Below are 25646 nucleotides of genomic sequence, written 5' to 3'. Positions count from 1 at the left end.
TACGCCTGCACGCGCGTTTCAGCGCGGCAGGCGTTTTCATTGCGGTTCAAAAGCGCTCATTCGGCCTGTGCGCCCGCCGCGTCATTGCTGCGCTTGCGGTTCCATCCATTCAATCTGGGCGCGTGCAATTTTTCGTAGGTCGCCCACGTTCGCAACAGCACGGGTTGTCGTCGTCCTTCAATGATCGACTGCCTTCATCGACAGCGTGCCCGTCTGCCCATAGAACTCCTGCAGCGCGAACGCATCCCGCTCTCGCCGCGCACGGGCGCTGCGATCCAGCAGCGAGCCGACCCAGATGCCCGCAAACGCGAGCGGCACTGACACGAGCGCGGGGTTGTCGAGGAACACGGGCGCGTGTGCCTGATGCAGCACGTCGACCCACACCGATTTCGACAACAGCGTCAGCAGCACCGAGGAAATCAGCCCCAGACTGCCGCCCACGACAGCGCCGCGTGTCGTCATGCCGCGCCAGAAAATCGACGACACCAGCACCGGAAAATTCGCACTCGCCGCGACGGCTGCGACGAGACCGACGAGGAACGCGACATTGACGTGCTCGAAGAGGATCCCAAGCCCGATCGCGACGACGCTCAGCGTCAGCGTCGCATAGCGCGACATGCGCATTTCGCGCGCTTCGTTCGCGTTGCCGCGAGCGAGCCAGCAGGCGTAAAGATCGTGCGAAACGGTGGTCGCGCCCGACAGCGTGAGACCCGCCACCACCGCGAGGATCGTCGCGAAAGTCACGGCGGCGATGAAGCCGTAGAACAGGTTGCCGCCCACCGCCTGCGCCAGCTTGACGGCGACCATGTTCGAGCCGCCGAGCAGGTCGTGCGTGAGATTGAAATGGCCGCCGGCTGTCATCTTGAAGAACTCGGGATGCTGGGCGAGCAGGGCAATCGCTGAGAAGCCGATGATGAAAGTCAGCAGATAGAAGTACCCGATGAATCCCGTCGCGACGAACACGGACTTGCGTGCTTCCTTCGCGCTCGGCACCGTGAAGAAGCGCATCAGGATATGCGGGAACCCTGCCGTGCCGAACATCAGCGCGATACCCAGCGAAAGTGCATTGAACGGGTCCTTCAGCAGCTTGCCGGGGCCCATGATGCTGAGCGCGCCGGGATGAACGTCGACGGCGCGCCGGAACATCTCCTCGGGACTAAAGCCGAATTGCGCGAGCGCGGTCACGGCCATGAACGTCGCACCGCACAGCAGCAGCACGGCCTTGATGATCTGCACCCAGGTGGTCGCCGTCATGCCCCCGAAGAACACATAGATCACCATCAACGCGCCGACGATCACTTCCGCAACCCAGTACTGCAAGCCGAACAACAACTGGATCAGCTTGCCCGCGCCGACCATCTGCACGACGAGATAAAAGATCACGACGACGAGCGACGTGCTGGCCGTCATGAGGCGAATGGGCGCCTGCTCGAAACGATAGGCGACGACATCGACAAAGGTGAATTTGCCGAGATTGCGTAACGGTTCGGCGAGCAGGAACATCACAAACGGCCAGCCGACCAGAAAGCCGATCGAATAGATCAGCCCATCGAATCCGAACATGAACACCATGCCGGAGAGGCCCAGGAACGACGCCGCGGACATATAGTCCCCGGCGATCGCGAGTCCGTTCTGAAAGCCGGAGATGCCGCCGCCGGCGCTATAGAAGTCCTTTGTCGTGCGCGTCCTGCGCGAAGCCCAGCGCGTAATGCCGAGCGTGACGAGCACGAACAGCAGGAACATGCCGATCGCGACGGGATTCAACGCGACATGATCCGGCACCGGCCCTTCGACGCCGGATGCGTGTGCGAGCGCAGCCATCGATGCAAAGCTCGCGCAGGCGAGTGAGCGAACGGGTTTCATCGCTTAGTCTCCTTTGCGTGCGTTGGCGAGAAGCGCGCTCATCGACGGATCGAGCGTGCGGTTCGCGTGGCGGACGTACCAGCCCGTCATCCCGATCGCGGTCACGATGATGCCGACGCCCGCGATGATGCCGACGCTCGTCGTCGCGCCCGCGTACAGCGGACGGGCCAGCAAGTGAGGCGCAACGGCGACGAACAGGATAAAGCCGTAGTAGGTGGCGATCATCAGCGCCGTCAGCGTGAAGCTGATGCGGCGACGTGATGCGATGAGCCGCCGGTACGCGGGGCTCGACTTGATTGAATCGATGTGGGCCTGCTGCATGGGACTGTCTCCTGCCTGTTGTGTTCTGAAGTCTTCGATGACGGAAGGCGCGTTCCCGGCAACGACACCCGGAAACGCCCCCCGGCGTTTCGATGCGACTGCTAGTGGGCTGCTTGGTGCAGCTCTCGTTTGATTGGGCGCGATGTCATGCTTACGCGCTCGAACTTCTCCTCGCGCTTGCTGAATGAACGCCGGCGCCGGCACGGCCATGCAGCGCCGGTGAACCCGGTCAGCTGATGGCCAGCCGCGACACCGCCTGCCGCATGTCGCTTTCGAAGCGGCGCACGATGTCCGCAAGCGGTTCGATACGGTCGATGAACGCGAGCGACTGCCCCGCTGCGAGCAGCCCCTTCGACCAGTCACCCGTGACATAGGCGTTGCGGCCGATCTTGCCGGACACCATCGGCATCAGGTCCTGAATGGTCACCTCCGGGTTCTGTGCCTCGATCTCCTTCACGGCGGCCGTGGTGTCGTTACGCAGCGTCCGCACGGTGTTGCGCACGGTCTGCATGCACAGGTCCGTATCCGTCGGTCCGGCTTCCACCAGCCGGCGCTTGTAATCGGCATGGGCCCAGATTTCCTCGGCCACGGCGAAGCGCGTGCCCACGACCACGCCGGATGCGCCCATCGCGAGCGCCGCGGCGAGTTGCGAGCCGCGGCCGATGCCGCCGCCGATCAGGTAAGGGATGTCGAGATGGCTCTCGGCCCACGCGGCATTGACGAACGACCCCACCATGTCGAGTCCCGGATGTCCGCCGCATTCCGCGCCGACGATCGCGACGGCATCGACGCCTATCGCGGCTGCCTTGACTGCAAACCGCACGGCGGGCACCTTGTGGAGCACCTTCACGCCCGCCTGTTTCAGCAGCGGCATGAACTCCTCCGGATTGCGTCCAGATGTCTCGACGAATTTCACGCCTTCATCGACGATCAGCTCGAACACTTCCCGCGTCTTGTCGCCGGGCACGAGCTTCGGCAGCATCGAGACGTTGACACCGAACGGGCCGCCTTCGCACAGGTCGCGGCAGCGGCGGATCTGCTCGCGCAGCGCCTGCGGCTCGGGAAAGCTCGCGGCGGTGATGAAGCCGATGATGCCCGCGCGCGACGCGGCGGCGACATAGTCCGCATCGGCGAGCCACATCAGGCCGCCCGCGACGATGGGCAGGCGTATGCCGAACAGCTCGGTGACGGCATTGGAAAAAGCGGTCTGGCTCATTGAACGGCTCCACTAGATGCAATTGCTGGATGCAATGACGGGTCGCAAGCCAGCGTCAAACGACGCCTTCAGCCTTCAGTTGCGAGAGTCGCTCCACGGAAAGCCCAAGCATCGACTGCAGTACATCGTTCGTGCCTTCCCCAAGTTGAGGCGGCGTGTTTCGCACAGGCAGGCGAGCGCCGTCGAAGCGGTACGGCGGAGCGAGCACGTGCGTGGTGCCTGCCTCGGGATGCGCGTAAGTCGTCAGAAGACCGGCGTCGGCCGCGCGCTTCGACGTGAGCGCCTCGTGAAGACCGAGCACTTCGCCACAGGGAATGCCCGCCTGGGTCATACGTTCGAGCAGCACCTGGCGCTTGCGCTTGCCGATCTCGCGCCGGAGTTCGGGCGCGAGCACATCGCGGTTGGCCGTGCGCGCGAGGTTGGTGCGGAACCGGTCGTCGTCGACGAGATCAGGGCGCTCCACCACTTCGCGACAGAAGCGCTCGTACTGGCGGTTGTTGCCCACCGCGACGACGAGCGGCCCATCCTCGGCGTCGTACACGCCGTACGGCATGATGGAAGGATGCGCATTGCCGTAGCGCGGCGGGTCCTCGCCGAGGAGCATCGACTCCAGCCCGTAGTACGAGGTGATCATCAGTCCGCAATCGAAGAGCGCCATTTCGACATGACGCCCCTTGCCCGTCTTCTGACGTTCGAAGAGCGCAGCGAGCACAGCCTGGGCGGAGTACATCCCGGTGAACAGATCGACAGCGGCCACACCGAACTTGAGCGGCGGCTGATCGGCTTCTCCGTTGAGCGCCATCAGCCCCGCTTCGCCCTGCAGGACCACGTCGTAACCCGGACGCGACGCTTCCGGCCCGCGGCGGTCGTAGCCGGAGATCGAGCAGTAGATCAGATCGTCGCGTCCTTCCTTGAGCCGGTCGTAGCCGAGGCCGAGCTTTTCCGCGCCACCGAACTTGAAGTTCTGGATCACGACGTCGCACTGCTGCGCGAGCTCCCGGGCGATTCGCTGTCCTTCGGCCGTTTGCAGGTCGAGGCACACCGAGCGCTTGTTGCGGTTGACGCTGTTGAAGTAAGCCGTTTCGGTCGAGCCGACGCGAATCCCCCAGTCGCGCGTGTCGTCGCCGCGCCTGGGATGCTCGACCTTGATGACTTCAGCGCCGAGATCGCCGAGCACCATCGCGCACCAGGGCCCGGCAAGCACGCGGGACAGATCGAGAACGCGAACGCCGGCGAGCGGCAATGAGGAAATCGGGTTGGACATGGCAGTTCCGGAAAGACAAGGGAGGGTGACGGGATGCACGTCTAGTGCGAATTCACGTCCGCCACGCGACGCAACGCGGAGAAATCAGCGGGCCGTTTGCCGAAGAAGGCGGCAATGCCTTCGGCCGCCTCGTCGTCACCCAGCGACTCCGTCATGTACCGGGCTTCGAGGTCCAGTTGCGCGTCGACGGAGTTCTCATTGGCGTGCCGGCACAGACTCTTGATCCGGGCGATCGCGCGCTCGGGACCGGCTGCGAGCGCCTGCGCCATCGCGGTGGCCTCCGCGAGCGCGCCGCCTTGCTCGACGAGACGATTCACGACACCGAGCGCGTGCATCCGTTCTCCCGTGACAGGCTTGCCCGTCATGCACAACTCGGTCAGCAGTTGACGCGAGACGAACTCGGACAGGAACGCGGTCGCGCCGCCGTCGGGCGACAGCCCGACCTTCACGTACGCGACCGAGAACGACGCATTGCGCGCGGCGACCAGCATGTCGCACGCCAGTGCGATCGACAGTCCCGCGCCCGCCGCCGCGCCCTCGACTGCCGCGATCACGGGCTTGCCGCAGTCGCCGATTGCGCGAATCAACGCGTGCAGGCTTTCGATGCCCGCGCGGCGCTCGGCCGGGGGCATTGCGCGGCGCTGTGCAAGGCGGTTCAGATCGCCGCCTGCGCAAAATGCGCTGCCCACGCCCGTCAGCACGATCGCGCCGACCTCAGGATCGTTCTGCGCCGCTTCGAGCGCAGCCGGCAGAGCCTGGTACACCTCGGCAGTAAGCGCATTGCGCGCCGTGGGGTTGTTGAAGGACAGCACCTGCACCGCGCCGTCGCGATGCGCAAGGATGGGTTCGTTCATCGCGTTAGCTCCTGCCCAGGGCGATGTAGCGATCGAGATGGTGGTCCTCGTCGCCGAGCTGATGGTCGATCATGACAAGGCGCTTCGCATAGTGCGCAAGCGGCAGCTCCCACGTCATGCCGATGCCGCCGTGCATCTGGATGCACTCCTCGGCGACCCGGGCGCCGATGCGTCCGATCGTGTACTTCGCCGCTGACAGCGCGCGTTCGCGCGCAACACGGCCCGCGCCGAGCGCGGCGGCGGCATTGATGACGGCCGAACGAGCCTGCTCGATCTCCAGCAGCAGGTCAGCCATGCGGTGCTGCAGCGCCTGGAAGCTGCCGATCGCGACACCGAACTGCTTGCGCGTGCGCAGATAGTCGAGCGTGTACTCCTTCGCCACCTCCATCGCGCCCAGTGCCTCCGCGCACAACGCGAGCACGCCGGCGCCGATGCTGTATTCGAGCGTCGCGAATCCCGCGTCCTGTTGGCCGAGCAACGCATCGGCGGCGACACATACTTCGTTCAGGCTGATTTCAGCGGCCCGTCCGCCATCGATCTTCCGATAGCCGCGCACACTGAGGCCCGGCGTCTCGCGCGGGACGACGAAGAGCGAGATTCCGTCCTCGGCGTCGCCCGCACCGCTCGTACGCGCCGAGACTAGGAAATAGTCGGCCTCGGCGCCCTGCTGGACGACGGTCTTGGCCCCCGTCAGCACCCAACCGTTCGAGCCGCGCGCGGCGCGCGTCGACACCCTCGTCATTTCGTAGTGCGAGCCGGGTTCGTCGTGAGCGAGCGCCGCTGCGACGTGACCTTCGATCAGGCTCGCGATGATTGCCTTCTGTGCATCGCTGCCTGCGTGGGCCAGCGCGCGTCCGACCACCAGCGCGCCCAGCAACGGCTCGACCACGAGGCCACGGCCGAGGCTCTCGAAGACGACGGCGATATCGAAGCCCGCTCCGCCGAAGCCGCCATCGGCCTCGTCGAAAAGCGCGCCGACGACGCCCAGTTCCGCAAAGCGGACCCACAGTTCACGGCTGAAGCCCGAGTCGCTGCGCGCGAGCGCGTCACGCGTCGCGAATCCGTATTGCTCGTTCACGAACCGGTTCAGCGTATCCGCCAGCATGCGGCGGTCTTCTGTATGCTGGAAATTCATCGCGATCCTCTTACAGTCCCAGGATCATCTTCGAGATGATGTTCTTCTGGATTTCGTTGGAGCCGCCGAAGATCGACAGCTTGCGGTTGTTGAAGTAGAGCGCGGCGGCGCTTGCAGCTTCCTCTGGACCGATGGGCGCGTCGTCATGGCCCTCGTGCAGCGCTTCCTCGATGAACGGCTGCGCATAGGGGCCCATCGCGCGCCGCATCAGCGACGAAAGCTCCTGGCGAATCTCGGTGCCGCGAATCTTGAGCATCGAGCTTTCCGCACCCGGCACGCCGCCGCCCGCTACTGCGGCGATCACGCGCAGGTTGGTCGTCTTCATGTTTTCCAGGTCGATTTCGACGCGTGCGAGGCGAGCCGCAAAGAACGGATCGTCGGCAAGCGGACGGCCGTTGCGCGTCACCTTCGCCGCGACCCGGCGCAAACGCTCCAACGCCGCGACGGAGAACCCGACGCCCGCGATGTTCGTGCGCTCGTAGGTCAACAGATATTTCGCGACCGTCCAGCCCTTGTTCTCTTCCCCGACGAGATTCGCCGCCGGCACGCGCACATCCGTGAAGAACACTTCGTTGATTTCGTGCTCGCCTTCGAGCGTGATGATCGGACGCACTTCGACGCCTGGCGAGTTCATGTCCACGAGCAGGAAGCTGATGCCCTCCTGCTTGCGCACATCGGTTGCCGTGCGCACGAGGCAGAAGATCATGTTCGCGTGCTGGCCGAGCGTGGTCCACGTCTTCTGGCCGTTGACGATGTAGTGCTCGCCTTGCGCATCGATGCCGCGCACCGCGCTCGTCTTCACGGACGCGAGGTCGGAACCCGAACCCGGCTCCGAATAGCCCTGGCACCACCAGTCCGAGCCATCGAGTATGCGCGGCAGCCAGTAGCGCTTCTGCGCTTCGTTGCCGTACTTGATGAGCACGGGCCCCAGCATGTTCACGCCGAACGGCACGATGCGCGGCGCGCCCGCCAGCGCGCATTCGTTCTCGAAGATGAACTTCTGCACGGCGTTCCAGCCGGGGCCGCCATATTGCTCGGGCCAGTGATTCGCGAGCCAGCCCTGTTCGTTCAGGATCGCGTGCCATTCGGCCATGTCGCCGCGCGTGAGGCGCAAGCCGCCGCGAACTTTGTCGGAAAGTCGCGCAGGCAGTTTTTCCTTCAGGAAACGCACGACGCGCTCGCGAAAGGCTTCCTCCTCGGGGGTGAAGTTCAGATCCATGACTTCGTTTCTCTCAGTAGATTTCGAACAGCCCAGCGGCACCCATGCCGCCGGCAATGCACATCGTGACAACCGCGTACTTCACGCCGCGCCGGCGTCCTTCGATCAGGACATGTCCCGCGAGACGCGAGCCCGTCATGCCGTACGGATGGCCGATGGAAATCGCGCCGCCGTCGACGTTGAGGCGCTCGGCCGGAATGCCGAGGCGCTGCTGGCAATAGACCGCTTGCGATGCGAACGCTTCGTTGAGCTCCCACAGGCCGATGTCGCCCACCGTCAGCCCGTGGCGCGCGAGCAGCTTCGGCACGGCGAGCACGGGACCGATGCCCATCTCATCCGGTTCGCAGCCTGCTACCGCGAGGCCACGAAATGCGCCAAGCGGTGTGAGGTTCGCGCGCTCGGCGGCCTTCGCTTCCATCATCACGCAGGCCGATGCGCCATCGGAGAACTGCGACGAGTTGCCCGCCGTGATGTACTTGTCCGGCCCCTTGACGGGAGCGAGCTTTGCAAGCGCCTCATAGGTCGTGCCGGGGCGATTGCAGGTGTCGGCCGAGACTGTCACCTCGCGCTGACTGACGGCGCCCGTCTCCTTGTCGGTGACGGCCATCGTGGTCGTGACGGGCACGATCTCGTCGGCATAGCGGCCCGCAAGCTGCGCCTGCGCGGTCCTTTGCTGGCTTTGCAGCGCGAACTGGTCTTGCGCTTCGCGGCTGATGCCGTAGCGCTGCGCGACGATGTCGGCGGTGTCGATCATCGTCATGTAGAGGGAAGGTTTGTGCTCGACGATCCACGGGTCGAGCCCCGTCACGCCGTCTTCACGCGTACGGATGCTGGAGATGCTTTCGACGCCGCCCGCGATCATCGCCGGCGCGCCGTCGACGACGATGCGCCCGGCCGCCATCGCGATGGCCTGCAGGCCGGAAGCGCAGAAGCGGGTCACCGTCGTGCCCGCGATCGACAGCGGCAATCCCGCGCGGATCACCGTCTGCCGTGCGATGTTGCGGCCCGTCGTGCCTTCCGGATAGCCGCAGCCGAGGATCGCGTCCTCGATCAGTTCCGGGTCGACGCCGGAGCGTTCCACGGCGGCGCGCACAGCGAACGACGCGAGCGTGGGACCGGGAGTGAGGTTGAATTCGCCGCGATGCGACTTGGTCATCGGCGTGCGGGCGGTGGAAACAATGACAGCTTCGCGCATGAGCTGATCCTGAAAGAGCAAGTTGTATGGAGCTTGAAAAAGTCAGGCCGACTGATTGAGGCTGGCCAGCGTGGCGCCGCGCTCGACGAGATCGACGATGAGCGGCGACGGTTGCCAGAAGACGGGGTCTTCCTGCGCGAACTCGCGGATGTCGGCGAGCACCTTCGCAAGGCCGACGGTGTCGGCATACTTCATCGGGCCGCCGCGATGGCGCGGGAAGCCATAGCCGTAGAGGAACGTCACGTCCACGTCGAGCGGACGCAGCGCGATGCCCTGGTGCACGACGTTTGCGCCTTCGTTGATCATGGCCGCCATGTAGCGGCGGATGATCTCGTCATCCGTGAACGCGCGTGGCGTGATGCCCGCGCGCTCGCGCTCGGCATCGATGATGGCCTCGACTTCCGGATCAGCCGTGCCGGCGCGCGCGCCGTCGGGGTACAGGTAGTAGCCGCGCCCCGTCTTCTGGCCGAACCAGCCGCGCTCGCAGATGCGGTCGGCGATCTGCACGTAGCGCGCTTTCGGATCGCGCGTCGCGGCGCGGCGCTTGCGCGTGGCCCAGCCGATGTCGCCGCCGGCGAGGTCCGACACCTGGAACGGTCCCATCGGAAAGGCGAACTCGCGTACCGCGCGATCGATCTGGTATGGCGACGCGCCGTCTTCCATCATGTGATCGGCGGCCGCGCGATAGATCGCGAGGACTCGATTGCCGATGAAGCCGTCGCATACGCCCGCCCGCACCGGCACCTTGCGCAGCTTCTTCGCCAGATCGAAGGCAGTGGCGACCACGTCGGCGCTGACCTGCGCGGGCACCACGACTTCGAGCAGCTTCATGATGTTCGCAGGGGAGAAGAAGTGCAGGCCCACCACGTCGCCGGGGCGCGAGATGCTTGCGGCAAGCGCGTCGATGTCGAGATATGAGGTGTTGGTGGCGAGCACGGCGCCCGGCTTGCAGACGCGGTCGAGTTCGGCGAACACGGCATGCTTGACGGTCATTTCCTCGAATACCGCTTCGATCACGAGATCGACCGGGCCGAGTGCGTCGTACGCGGTGCTGCCGCTCCAGCGCGCGAGGGTGGCCTCCTTTGCCTCCCGTGTCATGCGGCCCTTCGCGATCAGCCCGTCGTAGACCTTTTCGACATGGGCACGGCCGCGTGCGAGCGCGACCTCGTCACGTTCGATCATCGTCACGGGCAGGCCCGCGTCGAGCACGGCGACCGCGATGCCCGCACCCATCGTGCCGCCGCCGACCACGCCGACACTCGCGATCGTGCGCGGTTTCGCCTTGCGCGTTTCAGGCGCTTTCACCACCTCGCGTTCGGCCAGGAACGCGTGTATCAGACCCGCGCGCTGCGGACTGTCGAGGCATTGCAGGAATAGTTGCCGCTCGTGGCGCAGGCCATCGTCGAATGGCAGTTCGAGCGCCGCCTGCACCGCATCGACGATCTTCAGCGGCGAGAAGAGCCCGTGTGATTTCTTCGACGTCTCGGCGCGCGCGGCTTCGATGGCGGCGCGGCTCGCCGTGCGATCCGCCAGTCCGTCCGCGTCGCGGGTCTTGCGTGCGGGAGCCCTCGCGGCCAGCAACGCCTGCGCAAAAGCCAGGCCTTCGGCCAGCACGTCGACGGTTTCGCCGATCTTGTCGACGAGACCCAGCGCGAGCGCTTCCTTCGCGCCGACGTGACGGCCGCTCAACATCAGATCCAGCGCGGCCTTCGCGCCGATGAGACGCGGCGCGCGCTGCGTGCCGCCCGCGCCGGGCAGCAGGCCCAGCGTCACCTCAGGCAAGCCGAGCTTTGCGTTGCCGAGCGCGATGCGGTAGTGCGCCGCGAGCGCGACCTCGAGGCCGCCGCCGAGCGCCGCGCCGTGGATGGCCGCGAAGACCGGCTTGCGGCTGGCTTCGATCGCGTTGCAGACATCGGGCAGCGTCGGCAGTTGCGGCAGCTTGCCGAACTCGCGAATGTCCGCGCCACCGATGAAGTTGCGCCCAGCGCCGACGATCAATATGGCATCGACGGCGCGATCGCGGCCGGCGGCTTCGATGGCGGCGCGCAGTTCGTGCCGCACGCTCGCGCCGAGCGCGTTGACGGGCGGGTTATCGACGGTCAGGACGAGAATGCCGTCGCGCAATGCTTGCTTGACGCTGTCTCCGGACGATTCGGGAGTCATTGCCGTTGTCTCCATGCGTTTGTGTACGCCGATTGTTAAATGCAAAAGCTGCATTGACAATCCAAGTGGCAATTGACGAACTGTTAATCAAAAATTGACACTGACGACGAGGCAAGGCCTTGCCGGGCGAAATGCTTCACCCGTGGAGAGACGGTCGAGATGGGATCGGGACGAGCGGACGCGGCGCGGAAGAACGAACACGCGCCTCAGGACCAGGTTTGCGCGAGCGCCAGAATTTCGGCTCGCAGATAGTCGATCAGAGCCTGCGTCGCCGGCGACGGAAAGCGATTGGGGAGCGTCACGATATACAACGTGTTCTGCATGCCGACTACACGGTATTGCGGCAGGATCCGCAGCAGTGCGCAGCTCGTCGGCGCGTGCGGCACATAGGCGGGCAACAGTCCGATACCCATGCCCTGGCACACCGCGTCCGTGAGAAACGGATAGTCCTGCGATTGCAGCGCGGGCTGCATCGTGATCATGTGGACGTCGGCTTCGTCTTCGCGGTGCATGAGCTTCATCGTGACCCGCCGGCCAGGGTATGGCGATGCAACCAGCGTCTGCGATTCGAGGTCTTCGGGACAGTCGATGGGGCCGTGCTTTTCCATATAGCCGGCAGCCGCATACAGGTTCCAGTCGATCGAGCAGATATTGCGCGCCACGTAATCCAACGGCGGCGTCGCCGTGATCCTCAACGCGACATCGACTTCGGCGGCGATCAGATCTTCAATCCGGTTGTTGAACGTGACATTGAGCGTGATGCCGGGATACATGCGCGCGAATTCGAGCAGCCTCGATCCGATGAACATCCTGCCGAACCCCGTCGGCACGCTGATGCGAACGCGGCCGCTCAAGGTCTGGCCGAGGCTGTCAATCGATGCGCGAGCCGTGCTCAGGTCTTCGAGCATCCGCTGGCCACAGTCGTACAGCGTGTGCCCGGCTTGCGTCAGCTCGAAACTTCGCGTCGAGCGGCGCAGCAATTGCGCGCCCGTTTCGCGTTCCAGCAGCTTGAGCCGCTGGCTGATGTTCGCGCGGGTCATGCCGAGCTTGCGCGCGGCCGCGCTGAGGCTGCGCGAATCGACGATCTCGACGAACAGGCCGATCAGGTTCAGGTCCATGATGCGTTCAGTGTGGCCGCAGGCCGGCTCGTTGGGCAGCCGCCTGGATGCCATATACGGCGGAGGCCGTGATGACACCCGTCATCAACACGCCAAGCAACCCGAGCATTACCGCGGCGATGCGGCCGAGCGCGGAAGTCGGCACGACGTCGCCATAGCCGATCGTCAGCGCAGTGACCGCGCAGAAGTAAAGCGTTTCGCCCATCGACGACGGCGTCCGCGTGGCCGTATTGACGGCCCCTCCCGCGTAGTACATCACGATCGACAGGATCACGAAGATCAACAATAGAATCGCCAGAATTGCGCGCAGATGCCAGAGAACCTTGGCAGTTTCGGCGACCGCATTGCGCGGCGAGATCCTGACGCGCACAACGCCCTCAGTGCCATTGTCCATGTCCTGAGCCTTTTGAATTTATTTGGGCGCCTGTCGGGAGAGCCCTGAACAGACAGCACTCACTGTCGCGCTCATTTTGCCATTGGATACACAAGTGAACGAGCCATCGGCGATTTTTCGAACGCTGCCTTCACCTCCGATTGCCTCGCGCTTCACGTCCGCGACTTTCACTTCCACCCTTCCAGCCTCAGCGTGGCCCGCACCAGCCGCTGTTCTTCCTGCTCGATTTCCTGCAGGCTTTCGCGCACGCCATTGATGTGATCGGCGGCCGCTCTGTAAGCCTGCTCGGGCAGCTTGCCCGTCACCGCGTTGTAGAGGCGCGCGTGCTGCCGGTCGATACGCTTGCGATGCGGCTGCCGGTGATAAAGATTGTTCACCGACGCGAACACCGAACTCAGCAGTAATTCCGTCAGCGACCTTAGCGTGTGGACCAGCACGGGGTTATGCGACGCTTCGCAGATCGCGAGATGAAACGCGTGATCGAGCCGCGCGTGCATCGCGTGATCCGTCTCGGTGTCGCGCGCGGCGAGCATTTCTTCGTAGCGCCGCGTGATCATCATGTAGTCGGCGGCCGTGCCGCGCAATGCCGCGAGCCGTGCCGATTCCGCTTCCAGCATGCCGCGCACCTCGAACAGATCGTAGAGCGTGCGCGGTTGCGACGCGAGCAGATGCATCAACGGCGATTGCGGCGGTTGCGCGGCCAGGTTCACAACGAATGAACCCTTGCCGTGCGCCGTTTCGATGATGCCGCGCGCACGCAACAACTTGAGCCCTTCGCGCAAGGCGGTTCGCGATACGCCGAGCTTGTCCGTCAATCGCCGCTCGGATGGCAGCGCCTGCCCCGGCCTCAGCACGCCATCGACGATCAGACGCTCGATGCGCTCGGCGACGACGTCGGCAATCTTCCGCTCGGGCTCCTTGCCGGTGCCTTGCGTGCCTGAAATAACTGGTATGACCACTTGACTGACCCGTTGCGCGTTCCACGCATGATACCGCCGTTTCCCTCAAAAAAGCCGGGCACGGCTCGTTCCCAAGCATTTTCCCGCGATCTACAAACTGGTACGACCACTATGCCTGTGATGAAAGGCTGTCTGGCGCCACTGCGTAGAGATCGCCCCGCATGGCGCGGCGCGCCGGGGTCAGACGCCCGGAGGCATCGCGGCAAGCCGCTGCGCAGAAGCGCGCAGACCGTCGAAGATACGCTGCGCGACGCGCGCAGGGAAGCCCGCGGGCAATGTGGCGGCGACGCTGTCGATGGCGGCGGGCGTCTGTTCGATCAGCCTGCCGATCAGCGGCTCGGCGTCGGGGCCATAGAAACAGCGCGCGGCCATTGCATTGAAATTGCGACGCTGAATGTCCTTCATCAGGTAGTGGCGATTCTTGCCGGCAACGGCCATCGCGAGCTTCGCCTTGTGCCACGACCACTGGTTGCCGCCGTCGCCTTCCACGGGCCAGATCGACATGATGTCGTACAGCGGCGTGAGCGCGTAGCGCCCGCCCTGCAATAGCTGAATGCTGAAGTTCTTCGCGTGGCCGTCCGGCGCGGCGAGCATCCAGAACAGAATCTGCGCAGTGAGGAAGGTGGCGAGATCGTCGTCGGGCCGCTCGGACTGGCGCAGCACAGCCGCGATGTCGGTCATGCCGGGACCGCCGTCCGCTTCATAGCGCTGATGCGACGGCTTGCCGAGCACCTGGCAAAAGTCCTCCTGCGGCAGCCGCAAGATCCATTGCCCCGATGGATGCAGCCGGCGGTCGAAGCGCTCGACGGCCAGCACCTTCTGTTCGCCGAACGTCAGAACGTCGGCATTCGGCACCGGCAAACCGAACGCCCGGACGAGCGCGAGACACAGCCATTCGTTTTCGACAGAAGTGGTCCAGTCCGCCTTCTTGTTGCCGACGAGACCGAGCGGCAGCTTGAAGATGTGCGTAGTCGGCGTCGCGCCATGCGGACGCATCCACTGCCCGTCATGGCGCAGAAACGCGGTCTTCTCCTGCGCCCCGGCAATCGAGATACGAAAGTCGCCGTCGTCGCCGCCCGCGCCCGGACCACCGGAGGCGACCGTGCGCGCAAGCATCTGCTCGATGTCTTCGTCCGACATCGGCGTGCCGTCGATACGGTCGTACCCTTCGGGCAGCGCGTCTTCGGCGAGCAGTTGCGCCGCGCCGACGCAATCGCGACCGATGGCTTCGAGCAGGTCGAAGGCGTCGGCGGTGGCCGTCTTGAAGCGGGTGGCGAGACGCCGCCGGATCGGCTCGCTGTCGGGCAGCAGATTGTCGAAGTAGTTGCGCACGCGCTCGCCGCGCAACGGCGCGTCGTCGATGCCGAACGGCAAAGACAGCGACAATGGCCGGCCGACGGGTGAGGTCATCCAGTCGCGGTCGTACTGAAGCTCCATCTCGCCGCGCGACGGAATGCGCCACGTGCCGACCCGCAGACCGTTGGTCCAGACGGATAGCGCGCGCGCGTGCGACGGGCGGCCCATGTCTACCAGTCCTCCGGCGACGGCGTTGCCGTGCTCGCCGGCCGTGTCTGCACGCTCAGCTCAAGGCCGTACATTGCCAGCAGTGCGAAGAGTTGCTCCGACGTGACGGAGCCGGGATCGAGCTCCATCGCCGACAGCCGGCTCTGGCTCAAGCCCACGCGCGACGCGGCCTGGGCCTGCGAAAGCCCTTTTGCGCGGCGCGCGGTGCGCAGGATCTGGCCAAGCTGGTGCGGATTGATCAGCGTGCGTTTCATCGAGGACGCCTTAGGGTCACCTGTGTGGCAGGTAAATGCATTTTACGCGTCTGACGAATATTTGCAAGATAGCTGTATTGCGGGTAAATGCAGCTTTAGTTGTGAACAGTTCAATGCCGGATACTTGCCTCTCATTCGACATTTCGACTATTATCGAATCATGGAAACGAACCAGACCATTGCCGCTCTGGCGGCGCTCGCCCACGAATCCAGACTCGCCGTCTTTCGCGCGCTGGTGCAAGCGGGGCCCGAGGGCATGCCCGCCGGCCAGATCGCCACGCTGCTGGACGTCCCGCCGTCGTCCCTTTCCTTCCATCTGAAGGAGCTGGCGCACGCGCAGCTCGTCACCAGCCGGCAGGAAGGCCGCTTCGTCTACTACTGCGCGAACTTCGAAACAATGAACGGCCTGCTCGCCTATCTCACCGAGAACTGCTGCGGCGGCAACCCCTGCTCGCCGGCATCAGCATGTTCACCTTCCGCGGAGAAGCAGTCATGAAGCGCTTTCACGTTCACGTCACCGTCACGGATCTCGCGGCGAGTATCCGCTTTTATTCGGCGCTGTTTGCAGCCGACCCGACGGTCGTCAAGAACGACTACGCGAAGTGGATGCTCGACGACCCGCGCGTCAATTTCGCGATCTCGCAGCGCGGCGCTACGCCGGGCCTCGACCATCTGGGCGTCCAGGTGGAAGACGAAGCCGAACTGGCCGAGATGCACAGCCGGCTGGAAGGCGCCGCGCTGCCCGTCGACGCGCAGCCAGGGACCGCCTGCTGCTATGTAAGGTCGAACAAGTATTGGACGGTTGATCCACAGGGCATCGCATGGGAGTCGTATCACACGCTGAACGACATCCCCGTGTTCGGAGAATCGCGCAATACGCAGACGAGCGCGCCTGCTTCCGAGGTTGCCGCATGCTGCGCGCCGTCGTCGGGAAAACCGGCCGGCATGCCGGTCAAGTCTTCGCCGTGCTGCTGAGTCCCGCGCACGATCCAACGGAGAACGCATGACGACCAATGTATTGATCCTGTGCACACACAACTCGGCGCGCAGCGTGCTGGGCGAGGCCATGCTGAATCATCTGGCGGTGACGCTGGGCAAGAACGTGCGCGCGTTCAGCGCGGGCAGCGCACCGGGCGGCCAGTTGAACCCGTTCGCCGTCGAGGCGCTCACGCGCGCGGGTATCGACGTGAGCGGCTACCGCAGCAAGAGCTGGGACGAGTTTGCCGGTGATGGTGCGCCTGTCATGCGTATCGTCATTACTGTCTGCGACAGTGCCGCCGCCGAAACGTGTCCCTACTGGCCAGGCAGTCCCGTGAAGGTTCACTGGGGCTATCCGGACCCATCTGCCGCACTGGGCGGCGACGAAGGCAAGCGGAATGCATTCGAACTTACCCGTCAAGCGATCGGATATCGGATGTTGCAGCTTCTCGCGCTACCGCTGGAGACCATGACTAACGACGATCTCCAGCGGGCCCTTACCGCCATTTCCGAATCGTGACGGCAGTGATTGGACTTAAGCACAAGCTCCTCGCCGAGCTGTGTGGAACGGCACTGCTGCTGTCGATCGTCATCGGCTCGGGCATCATGGCTGAACGACTTGCAGGCGGCAACGTGGCTATCGCATTGCTAGCCAACACGCTGGCGACGGTAGGCGGACTGTATGTGCTGATCGAGGTCTTTGGGCCGATGAGCGGCGCGCACTTCAATCCCGCCGTCAGCGCCGTCATGACGCTGCGTGGCGAGCTGTCCGCACATGAACTGCTGCCATACATCGCCGCGCAACTGGCCGGCGCGCTGCTCGGCGCATGGCTCGCGCACGCGATGTTCGGCCTGCCTGTCGTCGAGATCTCCAGCAAGGTCCGCACGGGACCCGGGCAATGGATTGCCGAAGCAGTGGCCACGGCCGGCCTTCTGCTGGTCATCCTGCGGGCGCCAGCGGGACGCGCTTCGATCATGGTGGCTGCGTACATCGGCGCCGCATATTGGTTCACGGCATCGACGTCGTTCGCGAATCCGGCCGCTGCGTTCGGCCGTATGTTCAGCGACACCTTTGCAGGCATTGCGCCGTCGAGCGTACCCGGCTTCGTCATCGCAGAGTTGATGGGCGCGGCAATCGGCGTGGCGCTGCACAGGGCATTAGAACCGCGCCGTCAACGTGTCGGCCATCCGAATCTGATCGAAGCCTCCGGCGAGCGCGAAGCAAACCGCTGATGCTGATGCATGCCTCCCGGCCAATCAGCGCTTTGGGAGGCTCTCGAACACTCGCACGTCGTCACTGACCGAGCGTCATTCGCTTTTCATTCCCGCCTCGTCTGATCCGCATTGCTTTCGAAGCTGGGCCTGTCGTCTTGACGCAGCCGGTGCCCGGACGGACTCAAAAACACCTTGTGGATATCGCAACGCGTATGTAGTTTTATCACATGGACGCGCTCACTACCTGGTTATTGCTGGTCCTCACGCTGCCCACGGAAAACGCTACGCCCGAATGCGCTTCTGGCGGGCGCTGAAGACCAAAGGAAGTGCCGTGCCGCCCCTATCTCGCGTCAGAGTCGCCGGGCCTCTACGTGATTTCCACTGGGCTGTCCCGCACGTTTGCCGATGATCGCGAGCCGTTGCGTTACGGCATGCTCCTTTATGACGCGCTCCACGCGTGGTGCAAAGACAATGCGCATACCCGGACGCAAGGCTGACGGAACAGGCAGGCCACGCCTGTCTGCGTTGCTGCTCCCCAAAGGCGTCGAACGCGGCGCCCTGATCCTGCTTGTTGCGCGTGGGTTACGCGGCATGTGCGATGGCTTTATCGCGGTGCTGCTACCCGCCTATCTGCTCGCGCTTGGCTTTGGACAACTGGCTGTCGGACTCATCAGCACGACGACCCTGTTCGGGTCAGCCTTCGCGACAGTGCTAGTGGGTCTCGTCGGCAATCGCTTTGCGCCGCGCGGTCTGTTGCGCTTCGCAGCAGCATTGATGATGGCCACGGGTCTGGCATTCGCCGGACTATCATCACTCTGGCCACTGCTCATTGTTGCGTTCGTCGGCACGCTGAACCCGAGTTCGGGCGATGTCAGCGTGTTCCTTCCGCTCGAACATGCGAGGCTCGCGGAATCGGCAACGGGTGACGCACGTACCGCGCTGTTTGCGCGCTATAGCCTCGTGGGCGCGCTGTCCGCCGCACTCGGCGCACTTGCGGCCGGACTGCCCGACTGGATCTCTGCCCATGCGGCGATCCCCTCACTCACGGCGTTGCGTGCAATGTTCATCGCCTATTCGGCGACGGGATTCGTTGTCTGGGTTCTATACCGGCGTCTTCCGGCGCGCCATTCGAAAGCGGGCGCGCCACACGTGCCGCTTGGGCCCTCACGCGGGATCGTCACGCGCCTTGCGCTGCTGTTCAGCGTCGACGCCTTTGCAGGTGGACTTCTCGTCAATTCGCTGCTGACCTTGTGGCTGATCCAGCGGTTTGGACTGTCGCTTGGCGCTGCCGGCCAGTTCTTTTTCTGGGCCGGGCTGCTCAGCGCGGGTTCCCAACTGGCTGCCGCACCGTTATCGCGCCGCATTGGCCTGCTCAACACAATGGTGTTCACGCATATCCCGTCGAGCCTCTGCCTGATTGCGGCAGCGTTTTCGCCGTCGGTCGCGCTGACCATGACGCTGCTCCTCGTGCGCAGCGCGCTCTCGCAGATGGACGTGCCCACCCGCAGCGCCTATGTGATGTCCGTCGTCACGCCCGGGGAGCGTCCCGCTGCCGCGAGCTTTACTGCCGTGCCACGAAGTCTCGCGGCCGCGCTCGCGCCCACTCTTTCCGGGGCATTGCTGAGCGTGGGGTGGCTCGGCGCCCCTCTCGTTGCATGCGGCACGCTGAAGATTGCTTACGACCTTTCGCTGCTCGCCGCATTCCGTCACGTAAAGCCCGACGGGGGTTCGTCATGAACCATCGCGTTCGCATCAACCATCGGCACATTGCGATGGCTTTCGTCATGCTTGTGATCGCCGCCATTGCAGCACTCGCCTTCCAACGGAACTCAAATGCTGGCGGCAAGCCCGCAGCCGCGGAACTGCCATTGACGCACGTCGCCGACATCCCGCTACCGGGCCGCGCGTCCAGGCTCGACTATGAAAGTTTCGACCCGGACAGGCATCTGCTGTTTATCGCACACCTGGGCGACAGCGAGGTCATCGTCTTCGATACACGGACATTGCGCGTCGTCGCCCGCGTCGGCAACATCGCGGCGGTACATGGGGTACTCGTCGTGCCCGAACTGTCGCGTGTCTACGCGTCAGCAACAGGCACGAATGAAGTCGTCGCGATTGACGAAGCCACGCTGAAAATCACCGCGCGCGTGCCTGGAGGCGTCTATCCGGATGGGATGGCCTACGCGCCAGACGCCCGAAAGCTCTACGTGTCAGACGAGACGGGCGGGACGGAAACGGTGATCGACACACAGTCCAATCGTCGCACCAACACGATCGAACTCGGCGGCACCATCGGCAACACCCAATACGACGCCGCTTCGCGCCATATCTTCGTCAACGCGCAGTCGCAAAGACAACTCGTCGAAATAGATCCTGTGAACGACGCGGTCGTCGCACGGATCGATCTGCCAGGCGCAAAGGGCAACCACGGCCTGTATATCGTTGCGCAACTCCATGTGGCGTTTATCGCCTGCGAAGACAACGCCAGGCTTCTGGAGTTGAGCCTGCTCACGAGACATGTCGTTCAGTCGTTTGACGTCGGCGAAGATCCCGACGTGCTCGCATTCGACCCCGCTTCGGGTACGCTTTACGTCGCGGGTGAAGCAGGCATCGTGTCGATGTTCGCCGTCGGTGACTCGACCGTATCAAAGAGCGGGGATGGCCGCATCGGCCCTAACGCACATGTGGTCGGCGTCGATCCGTCGACACATCATGTCTACTTCCCGTTGAAGAACGTCGACGGGCGTCCGGTGCTCCGTGTGATGGCGCCGCGGTGAGCTTTTGCTTTGGCGACACCTCTTTCTTGAGCCCTTGAGATCGCGCCATCTCACCTGGCGATAGCTCGGACCCGCTGAGATGCTGCACGTATTCTTCGGCACTTCTGTTCTGCTAGCCATTGCAGCGATTGCTGCAGGACCTCGGGCGTGACATCGTTGAATGACGTGCTACGAATCAGGGTCTCGCTTGCTGCAATGTCATTGAACTGTCCCAACTCGTTCTGCACGGATGTCAACTCCTTAATGGTGCGACCGTGCCCGCCCTTGATAACCGGTTGAAAAAACTCAAGCAGGTACCTGAGCTTTTTGCCCGCCTTTCGAACATCGTGAAGATCTTCCTCTTGGGCGATTTCGCCGCGTGCTACGCGCCTGCTTCGCTTTTGAAGTGCACGCTGCGCCAATCGGACACGCTTCTCGGCGAACGCTCGAATGGGAAGATCGTCGCAACGCGACTGCAGCGTGGTTTGCGCGCGAAGCAAGACATCGTTCAAGAACGCCTCGACATCATCGCTTTTGATCATCGTCTGGCTGTGCAACACCGCCTGCGCACGTTTCTCGCGTGCCGCAACCATGAGCGCGTCGATCGATGCGCCCGACTCTTGGGCGGCTTTCAGGAGATCGCCTGCGATGTCCCAATCACGCGTCTCGCCTGCCACCGCAGCAAGACGCTTGAATTCTCCAGTGGCTTGCGCGGTCGCCTCCGCTCCGAGGTACGGGGAATACGCCCAGTACAAAGCACGAAGCTTTCTGAAAGCGACTCGAAGCTGATGAAACCCCTCTACATCGCTCTTCGTGGATAGCTCTCTAGCCCTTTGTACTGCTTCCGCCACCACCGGCGTCGCAAGTGACGAAAAGGTACTGGCGATCGAACTCGTTTTTGAAAGTGATGAACCGGACGGTCGCCGGTCGAATTTGAAGAGAGTGTTGAGTTGCGGCAAGGGCCAGTCACCATCCATATCCATTGCGGCCTCAAGTCGGACAATAAATGTTCCGTCCAGACCTTACCATACTCATCTTCAAGCGTCGCGATTTTCGTGACGTTTTAATGAAGTGGCTTTCGACGTGTGGCGCGCACACCCGCACTCGCTCACGATATTGCCTCGTGTCGGCAGTTCTGTATTACGATGCTTAGCTACGTCAAGCAGTGTCCGATACGCTGGCGCATCGAGTGCGCCTCGAAAATATCTAGAACACTAGTGGGAGTTCGGATTGAAGAAGCGCGCCACCGTGATATGCCGCAGAGGTAAGCGAATTCTCCTGGTCGCACGTAGTCAATCAAAGTGGGCTTTGCCAGGCGGGATTCTCAAGAATGGCGAGCAAGGCTCTGACGCCGCACTTCGAGAACTCAAAGAAGAAACTCGACTATCCGGGAAGTCGGCCAAACACCTCTTCGACTTCCGTGGCAAGCAGAAGCACCATCACGTGTTTACCTGTGAAATTTCGAATCGCGCCAAAGCTCGCCCGGGCAACGAGATTGCCAAGTGTCGCTGGGTTCACCTTGACGACATCTCCAGCCTTACGACCAGCGGGCCGACGACCAATATCGTGAAGCTCATGAGTCAGCGGCGCAAACGATAACCCGGCTTTTAGCTCGCTGTTCGACATCCCGCGCATAGCGCGCACTGCGGCAATGGTCGCGCCGTGCTCCTTACTCGTCAATCGCCGCGGACAGAAACTTTTCCTGACGCGCGACGTGCATCGACCGGTAACCTGGTGCGGTCGATGCCGTTGCCTCAGGTCCGATATAGTGCAGCGTTGCGGGTGCCTTCACGATTTCCAGCAGCCGTTCCATGACGAAGCTCCACGAACCCTGATTTTTCGACTCTTCCTGACACCAGACGACACGCTTCAGATTCGGGTAACGCTCCAGTTCCAGGCTGATCTGCTTCGCGGGAAAGGGATACAACTGCTCAATGCGAATCAACGCGACATTGTCTTTTTGGGCTTTATGCCGACGCTCCAGAAGTTCGAAGTAGACCTTACCCGAACACAGGATGACCCGATCGACCCTCGACGCTGCCTCTTCCGATGTTGAATCGGCAAGAATTTCGTTAAAGCGGCCCTTGGCAAGATCATCGAGGCTGCTGACAGCCTCCGGGTGACGCAGAAGCGACTTTGGCGTCATCACAATGAGGGGAACGCGATCGTGCAGCATGGCCTGCATCCGCAGCAGGTGGAAAATCTGGCCAGGCGTCGTGGGCTGACAGACCCGCATATTGTCCTGGGCACATAGTTGCAGGTAGCGCTCGAGGCGCGCAGACGCGTGTTCCGGCCCCTCTCCTTCCTGGCCATGCGGAAGCAGCATCGTCACCCCACTACGTTGCCCCCATTTTGCGGCGCCAGCAGACAGAAAGTTATCGATGACAACCTGCGCCCCGTTCGCGAAGTCGCCGAACTGCGCTTCCCACAATACGAGTGCGTTTTGTCGAACAACCGAGTATCCGTACTCGAAGGCTAGAACAGCAGCCTCCGACAGAACCGAATTGGTGACCGAAAATCGTCCCTGGTCATCCGATACATGGTGCAAGGGGACGTACATGCCCTCGCCCCGAAGGGAGCGATTCTGATCGTGAAGTACCGCGTGACGATGGCTAAACGTACCGCGTTCACTGTCCTGCCCGCTCAAGCGCACATCGATACCGGCAGATAGCAGGGAGGCAAACGCCAGATGCTCGGCCATACCCCAGTCGAACGGACGCTTGCCTTCCGCCATCTCGCGACGGGCAGACATCACTCGTCCAACGAGCGGATGCAGCGAGTACTGTTCGGGAATACGGGTGATCTTCAGTGCGAGCTTTTGAATGAGGTCTGGTAACGGCGGCGCGTAGTAGATGCGGCCGACGTTTCCATCGAGCAGTTGCGGCCAGTTCACTTCCTCATTCTTTGAATCGGCTGGCTTCTTCTCTTCGACGGTTTGCGCGGCGTCAAGTCGATCACGGTAGTCGTGAAAGTACTTCTCCACGTCTTCCGTCGTCAGAATCTGCTGATCCACCAGCCGTCTTGCATAGAGCGTACGGACACCAGGATGGCCCGCAATCGAGCGATACATCAAAGGCTGCGTGATGTTCGGCGTATCTTGCTCCTGGTGGCCATGACGGCGGAAGCAAACCAGTTCGATTACGACGCTCTTCTTGAAAGTCGAGCGGAAATCGATTGCGAGGCGCGTTGCGGCAACGACAGCCTCAGGATCGTCACCGTTCACGTGCAGGACCGGGGCCTCGATCATCTTGGCAATGTCAGTGCAATAGAACGACGACCGGACATCTCTCGGATCGGAAGTCGTGAAGCCGACCTGGTTGTTCAAAACCACATGTATCGTGCCGCCCGTTCCGTAGCCTCTGGTATTCGAAAGATTCATCGTCTCCATGACAATGCCCTGCCCCGAAATCGCAGCGTCTCCATGGATCTCGACCGGCAGGACTGCGCTCGCACCTAGCCCCAACACTTCGGCGCGCGCGCGAGCGATGCCTTGAACAACAGGATTGACGACTTCAAGGTGCGACGGGTTGAACGCCAGCGTGACTTCTGCGGGCCCCGTCGCCGTCGGCAGCGAGCCCGTAAAGCCCTTGTGATACTTCACATCGCCCGCCGGGAGTAGATTCGCGGTCTTTCCCTCAAATTCGTCGAACAACGCAGCCGGCGGTTTCCCGACAATATTGACGAGAACGTTCAGACGCCCACGGTGGGCCATGCCGAGAATCGAGCTCTTCACCCCCTTCGTGGCACCGTACGCAACCAGCTCATCCAGTAGGACGATGAGCGATTCTCCGCCCTCTAGCGAAAACCGCTTCTGACCGACATAGCGGGCATGCAGGTACTTTTCGAGTCCTTCGGCAGCAGTCAGCCGTTCGAGAATGTGAAGCTTGTCGCCTTTATCAAGCGTAGCTTTTGAACGCGCGGACTCGAGGCGCATTGCCCACCAATTACGCTGATCCGGGTCGGCAAGATGCATAAACTCGGCGCCGAGTGTCCCGCAATACGTTTCTTTCAGCGCCTGCAGCAGCTCGCCGAGCGTCGCATCCTGCTCCGAAAAGTAAGCGCCCGACATGCTGAACTTCGTGCTCATGTCCGCGTGCGACAAGTCGTAGTAGCTCGGGTTAAGCTCGGGCACTGGCACGGGCGCGGTCCAGCGCAGCGGATCCAGATGCGCATTGCGAGTACCAACCATACGATAGGCTGAAATCAAGGCCTGTACAGCGACCTGCTTCCGCGCGAAACCCAATACATCGCTCTCCGAGCGCCCTCCCGTCCGTGCCTGCCTGCCCAGTTCGACAAAACGGGACACGACCGGTCCGTGAGCGACGTCACCGGCGACCGATCCGTCAACAGCCGGCAGGCCTTGCAACGCGTCAAAATAGCCGCGCCAGTCCTCCGACACCGTCGTCGGGTCCGCAAGATATGTCTCGTATTGCTCTTCGACGTAAGGAGCATTGCCTCCAAACAGGAAGGAGGTCTTCCGATTCCGCATCATCATGATGACTCTGTCCTCAGTCGGGCTCGCGCCCGGTATCTGCCCAAATTCGACCAGGGCAGCACCTGTTGCCGCCTTGGCCACGCCAACGCTTCCACAGGTACACGAAGACAAAATCCAGCTGCGAAAAGAGGCAACGTCCACTGCCATCCACTCCGCGTCAACTTGTGCAAAACCTCGCGACTCTTGCCACCAGGTCCCTGTGCCCGCCAGGATCAGCGATCTCTTGACCGCCGATGAACACAGTCTACGTTTTTGCGGATTTACACTGGCACTTTAGCCGCGACGATTCCGGGACATTTCGTGCTCGTTTCTGGCCATTAGGGCAAGATTTCTGGAATCTCTCTGTTTTGAGGGGCGATCAATCTGGCGTAGGGACCATGCCTTGGATAGGTATGCGGTGAGATGCCCGCAGGGCGAGCTACCGCTTCATCTGATGGGTGATGCGATCGGCCTGTTTGGCCAAAATCCGGCTTTTAACCAACTGCGGAAGTTCGGAAACACGAAAAGATTGCGGAGGTGCCTTGATTGGCAGCGCGCCGCAATGGTACGGTCCCATTCGCTCGGATCGAGTTCTGCCAAAGGCAGCGCACAGACGCGATCATTCGCGTGTTTGATCGTTCATCCGTGTGGCCGCTCTGTGAAGGAGGCTGGAAACCGGGTGCAGGACTCTTTCCGGCGCCGTAAACGCAGCAACCCCGCTTTTGAGGGCGGGGTTGGTGCATG

The 25646-nt window shown here is 62.9% G+C and carries 24 protein-coding genes; 8 read left to right on the top strand and 16 right to left on the bottom strand.

Annotated elements, in window-relative coordinates; translation table 11 throughout:
• Positions 1–177 precede the first annotated feature (177 nt).
• From J8I87_RS36000 to J8I87_RS35935, 14 genes are all read right to left on the bottom strand, one after another.
• Positions 178–1863, bottom strand: a complete 1686-nt coding sequence (locus J8I87_RS36000) for a cation acetate symporter (protein ID WP_209937090.1) — start codon at positions 1861–1863, stop codon at positions 178–180.
• A gap of 3 nt (positions 1864–1866) precedes the next feature.
• A complete protein-coding gene (locus J8I87_RS35995) occupies positions 1867–2184 on the bottom strand; it encodes a DUF485 domain-containing protein (RefSeq protein WP_209937089.1) in 318 nt (105 codons plus the stop codon).
• Positions 2185–2413: 229 nt separating this feature from the next.
• Positions 2414–3400 carry a nitronate monooxygenase family protein gene (locus tag J8I87_RS35990; RefSeq protein ID WP_209937088.1) on the bottom strand — a complete coding sequence of 329 codons (987 nt, stop codon included), beginning with the start codon at positions 3398–3400 and terminating at the stop codon, positions 2414–2416.
• A gap of 55 nt (positions 3401–3455) precedes the next feature.
• Positions 3456–4664 (bottom strand): CaiB/BaiF CoA transferase family protein, encoded by a 1209-nt coding sequence (locus J8I87_RS35985; RefSeq protein WP_209937087.1) that lies wholly within the window; start codon positions 4662–4664, stop codon positions 3456–3458.
• 41 nt (positions 4665–4705) lie between these two features.
• Complete coding sequence (locus J8I87_RS35980) at positions 4706–5518, bottom strand: oxepin-CoA hydrolase, alternative type (RefSeq protein WP_209937086.1); 813 nt, start codon at positions 5516–5518, stop codon at positions 4706–4708.
• Between the two features lie 4 nt (positions 5519–5522).
• Positions 5523–6653, bottom strand: coding sequence for an acyl-CoA dehydrogenase family protein (locus J8I87_RS35975; RefSeq protein WP_209937085.1), 1131 nt, complete (start codon positions 6651–6653; stop codon positions 5523–5525).
• Positions 6654–6663: 10 nt separating this feature from the next.
• A complete protein-coding gene (locus tag J8I87_RS35970) occupies positions 6664–7872 on the bottom strand; it encodes an acyl-CoA dehydrogenase family protein (RefSeq protein WP_209937083.1) in 1209 nt (402 codons plus the stop codon).
• A gap of 13 nt (positions 7873–7885) precedes the next feature.
• Positions 7886–9067 (bottom strand): acetyl-CoA C-acyltransferase, encoded by a 1182-nt coding sequence (locus J8I87_RS35965; protein WP_209937082.1) that lies wholly within the window; start codon positions 9065–9067, stop codon positions 7886–7888.
• A 42-nt stretch (positions 9068–9109) separates the two neighbouring features.
• Positions 9110–11230 (bottom strand): 3-hydroxyacyl-CoA dehydrogenase NAD-binding domain-containing protein, encoded by a 2121-nt coding sequence (locus J8I87_RS35960; RefSeq protein ID WP_209937081.1) that lies wholly within the window; start codon positions 11228–11230, stop codon positions 9110–9112.
• A gap of 206 nt (positions 11231–11436) precedes the next feature.
• Positions 11437–12348, bottom strand: coding sequence for a LysR family transcriptional regulator (locus tag J8I87_RS35955; protein ID WP_209937080.1), 912 nt, complete (start codon positions 12346–12348; stop codon positions 11437–11439).
• A 7-nt stretch (positions 12349–12355) separates the two neighbouring features.
• Positions 12356–12742 carry a potassium channel family protein gene (locus J8I87_RS35950; RefSeq protein WP_209937079.1) on the bottom strand — a complete coding sequence of 129 codons (387 nt, stop codon included), beginning with the start codon at positions 12740–12742 and terminating at the stop codon, positions 12356–12358.
• A 167-nt stretch (positions 12743–12909) separates the two neighbouring features.
• Complete coding sequence (glcC, locus tag J8I87_RS35945; protein ID WP_209937078.1) at positions 12910–13701, bottom strand: transcriptional regulator GlcC; 792 nt, start codon at positions 13699–13701, stop codon at positions 12910–12912.
• A gap of 180 nt (positions 13702–13881) precedes the next feature.
• Positions 13882–15225: a type II toxin-antitoxin system HipA family toxin gene (locus tag J8I87_RS35940; protein ID WP_209937076.1), complete on the bottom strand. Its 1344-nt coding sequence runs from the start codon at positions 15223–15225 to the stop codon at positions 13882–13884.
• A gap of 2 nt (positions 15226–15227) precedes the next feature.
• Positions 15228–15479: a helix-turn-helix domain-containing protein gene (locus tag J8I87_RS35935; RefSeq protein WP_209937075.1), complete on the bottom strand. Its 252-nt coding sequence runs from the start codon at positions 15477–15479 to the stop codon at positions 15228–15230.
• A 160-nt stretch (positions 15480–15639) separates the two neighbouring features.
• Here J8I87_RS35935 and J8I87_RS35930 point away from each other — a divergent pair, with 160 nt between their 5' ends.
• The 7 genes from J8I87_RS35930 (at position 15640) to J8I87_RS35900 (ending at position 20449) form a co-directional block, all read left to right on the top strand.
• The gene (locus J8I87_RS35930) at positions 15640–15975 is read left to right on the top strand and encodes an ArsR/SmtB family transcription factor (protein WP_209937103.1); all 336 of its coding nucleotides are present in this window, start codon (positions 15640–15642) and stop codon (positions 15973–15975) included.
• Complete coding sequence (locus J8I87_RS35925; protein ID WP_209937074.1) at positions 15972–16454, top strand: ArsI/CadI family heavy metal resistance metalloenzyme; 483 nt, start codon at positions 15972–15974, stop codon at positions 16452–16454. The genes J8I87_RS35930 and J8I87_RS35925 overlap by 4 nt, the downstream gene beginning before the upstream one ends.
• A gap of 28 nt (positions 16455–16482) precedes the next feature.
• Positions 16483–16977, top strand: a complete 495-nt coding sequence (locus tag J8I87_RS35920) for an arsenate reductase ArsC (protein WP_209937073.1) — start codon at positions 16483–16485, stop codon at positions 16975–16977.
• Positions 16978–16982: 5 nt separating this feature from the next.
• Positions 16983–17690, top strand: a complete 708-nt coding sequence (locus J8I87_RS35915; RefSeq protein ID WP_209937072.1) for an MIP/aquaporin family protein — start codon at positions 16983–16985, stop codon at positions 17688–17690.
• 308 nt (positions 17691–17998) lie between these two features.
• Positions 17999–18169, top strand: a complete 171-nt coding sequence (locus J8I87_RS35910; protein ID WP_209937071.1) for a chromate resistance protein ChrB domain-containing protein — start codon at positions 17999–18001, stop codon at positions 18167–18169.
• Positions 18144–19409: an MFS transporter gene (locus J8I87_RS35905; protein ID WP_245254399.1), complete on the top strand. Its 1266-nt coding sequence runs from the start codon at positions 18144–18146 to the stop codon at positions 19407–19409. Before J8I87_RS35910 ends, J8I87_RS35905 begins: the two co-directional genes overlap by 26 nt.
• Complete coding sequence (locus J8I87_RS35900) at positions 19406–20449, top strand: YncE family protein (RefSeq protein WP_209937068.1); 1044 nt, start codon at positions 19406–19408, stop codon at positions 20447–20449. The genes J8I87_RS35905 and J8I87_RS35900 overlap by 4 nt, the downstream gene beginning before the upstream one ends.
• A gap of 50 nt (positions 20450–20499) precedes the next feature.
• Here the strand turns inward: J8I87_RS35900 and J8I87_RS35895 are convergent, their stop codons facing one another.
• Complete coding sequence (locus J8I87_RS35895) at positions 20500–21411, bottom strand: CHAD domain-containing protein (protein WP_209937067.1); 912 nt, start codon at positions 21409–21411, stop codon at positions 20500–20502.
• Between the two features lie 247 nt (positions 21412–21658).
• Here J8I87_RS35895 and J8I87_RS35890 point away from each other — a divergent pair, with 247 nt between their 5' ends.
• On the top strand, positions 21659–22027 hold the full coding sequence (locus J8I87_RS35890; protein ID WP_209937066.1) for an NUDIX hydrolase: 369 nt from the start codon (positions 21659–21661) through the stop codon (positions 22025–22027).
• A gap of 70 nt (positions 22028–22097) precedes the next feature.
• On the opposite strand, the gene J8I87_RS35885 is transcribed toward J8I87_RS35890, so the two are convergent.
• On the bottom strand, positions 22098–24923 hold the full coding sequence (locus tag J8I87_RS35885) for a 2-oxoglutarate dehydrogenase E1 component (RefSeq protein ID WP_209937102.1): 2826 nt from the start codon (positions 24921–24923) through the stop codon (positions 22098–22100).
• Between the last annotated feature and the right edge of the window lie 723 nt (positions 24924–25646).

The organism is Paraburkholderia sp. LEh10 (assembly GCF_017814945.1).
In the GTDB taxonomy this organism is placed as follows: Bacteria; Pseudomonadota; Gammaproteobacteria; order Burkholderiales; family Burkholderiaceae; genus Paraburkholderia.
Note: the sequence above shows the minus strand (reverse complement) of the source record. Positions and strands in the feature narration are given on the sequence as shown.